At 71.1% G+C, this 2,223-nt stretch carries 3 protein-coding genes; 2 read left to right on the forward strand and 1 reads right to left on the reverse strand.

What is annotated here, in order from left to right:
• Nucleotides 1–168: 168 nt before the first annotated feature.
• Together VIB55_RS09630 and VIB55_RS09635 are read left to right on the forward strand one after the other, a co-directional pair.
• Nucleotides 169–900, forward strand: a complete 732-nt coding sequence (locus tag VIB55_RS09630; RefSeq protein ID WP_331876436.1) for an SRPBCC family protein — start codon at nt 169–171, stop codon at nt 898–900.
• A 273-nt stretch (nt 901–1,173) separates the two neighbouring features.
• A complete protein-coding gene (locus VIB55_RS09635; protein WP_331876437.1) occupies nt 1,174–1,713 on the forward strand; it encodes a GAF domain-containing protein in 540 nt (179 codons plus the stop codon).
• Nucleotides 1,714–1,790: 77 nt separating this feature from the next.
• Here VIB55_RS09635 and tadA read toward each other — a convergent pair.
• Nucleotides 1,791–2,223, reverse strand: a 433-nt coding sequence (gene tadA / locus VIB55_RS09640) for a tRNA adenosine(34) deaminase TadA (RefSeq protein ID WP_331876438.1), incomplete at its 5' end; no start/stop codon positions are given.

Raw genomic sequence — 2,223 nt, forward strand, 5'->3', positions numbered from 1 at the left:
CTGCCCCCGGGGCTGTTTGCGGGGGATGGGTTGGGGTTGGGGGGCGCCGGCCCGAACACCTCACCCGACGGAACGCGTATCTGCCCATCCCACCTCGGAATACCTCTTGCACCCCTCCCGCGCCCGACTCGGCGGACCTGAAAGCGAACGACAGACGAGGAGTGGATCGTGGCCAACGTGGCGGCAACGCTTGCGCACGCGCTCGGCGGAGAGGTGAACGTCGGAAGGACGGAGCGGGGGGTTTCCACCCTCGGTGGGAGTGTGCTGGCGCTGGCCGGGGCCCGGCGCCGCGGCGTGCCCGGGGCGCTGCTCGCCACGCTCGGCGCGGCGCTGCTGCATCGCGGCGTCACCGGGCACTGCCACGTGTATTCGGCGGTGGGCGTCGACTCTGCGCGGGAGACGGTGGACCCGCCGGACGCGATGCCCGCGGCTGATGACGGGGGTACCCGCGTTCAGGCGTCCGTCACCATCAACCGCTCGCCCGACGAGCTGTACGCGTTTTGGCGGGATTTCACGACCGCGCCGAAGTTCATGCACCGCATCATCCGCGTGGACGTGCTCGAGGGCGGCGAGCGCTCCAAGTGGACCGCCGAGGGGCTGCGCGGACGCACCATCGAATGGACGTCGGCGCTCACGGAGGACCGCCCCGGGCGGATCGCCTGGACTACGCTGCCCGGCTCGGATCTGCCGCATCGCGGGTTCGTCGAGTTCACGCCCGGCGCGCGCCCGGGCGAGACCATCGTCCACCACGCGCTGGACTTCGATCCGCCGGGCGGTATCGTGGGCCATGCCATCGCCAGCGCGCTCCACGAGTTGCCGGAGGTGATGCTGCGGGACCATCTGCGCCGCTTCAAGGAGCTGATCGAGACGGGGATGGTCCTGCGCACGGGGCACCGCTGATGGGCCGCTGGGCTCTCACGCAGCCGCGCGGGGGCGACTGAAGTCGCGGCAACCACGGCCCGAAGTCCGCCTTCGCGGACTGCGGCCGCGAGTACCGCTCGGATCGCGAGCCATCGTGCTCACCGCCCGTTCTGCTCCTTCCCTCGACCAGCTCACACGCCGCTCATCGCCGCCTCGCACCGATGCTGGGCGGCGGTGTATGCGGTCGCATCCCGGGCACGGCCTGGCGATCGATGGAATCGAGGCACATCAACACGGATCGAGGGCAGTCGGATGGCGGAATACACGCTGGTGGCGGATAAGACGGGGGAGTTGAGGCTGGACGCGGCGGCCAAGGAAGAGCGATACGCCGAGGTGGCGCAGCAGATCGAGGCGGTGCTGGAAGGGGAGCCGGACCTGGTTGCGGCGATGGTGACGATCGTCTGCCTGCTCCACAACGCCCTGCCCTACTACTTCTGGACGGGCTTCTACCGCCGCGTCGGGCCCACGCGGCTGCTCGTGGGCCCGTACCAGGGCACGCTGGGGTGCCTGTCCATCGAGTTCGGACGCGGGGTGTGCGGGGCGGCGGCGGAGCGGCGCGAGACGGTGATCGTGCCGGACGTGCATGCGTTTCCGGGCCACATCGCCTGCGACTCGGCGTCGGCGTCGGAGATCGTGCTGCCCGTGTTCGACACGCGCGGAGAGCTGATCGCCGTGTTCGACGTGGACAGCACCATCCCGGCGGCGTTCGACGAGGTGGACCAGCGGTGGCTGGAACGGATCTTGGGGACGCTGCGGGAGACGGAGGCCCGGCCGATCGTGTGGGCCGGGTGATCCGAGCGGTAGGCTGGCTGAGTGCAGGGCCAGCGGCAGTGCTGAAGAGCGGCTGAATCCGGGGCAGCGTTGCGGATTCAGCCGCTCACGCCCTCCGGCGGACTGCCTTCGGCTGCCACGGGTGCCTTGCCGCGGCGTCGCGCGCGGAAGAAGGCGCGCAGGACGTCGCCGGATTCGTCGGCCAGGACGCCCGTGGTGAGATGGACCCGGTGGTTCAGCAGGGGGTGCTGCACCAGGTTGGCCAGCGAGCCCGACATGCCGGCCTTGGGATCGTGCGCGGCGAAGACCAGCCGGGGGATGCGCGCCAGGACGATGGCGCCGGAGCACATGGCGCACGGCTCCAGCGTTACGTACAGCGTGCAGTCCAGCAGCCGCCACTCGCCCACGGCCGCGGCAGCGCGGCGAATGGCCACCATCTCGGCGTGGGCGCTGGGGTCCTGCAGGGTGTGCGTGAGGTTGTGGCCCGTGCTCACCAGCTCGCCGGCGCGCACGATGGCGGCGCCCGCCGGC

This window comes from Longimicrobium sp. (genome assembly GCF_036554565.1).
Classification (GTDB): domain Bacteria; phylum Gemmatimonadota; class Gemmatimonadetes; order Longimicrobiales; family Longimicrobiaceae; genus Longimicrobium.

Coding starts and splice junctions, on each gene's coding strand:
- VIB55_RS09635 (WP_331876437.1), top strand. CDS start 1,174: ATGGCGGAATACACGCTGGTGGCGGATAAGACGGGGGAGTTGAGGCTG.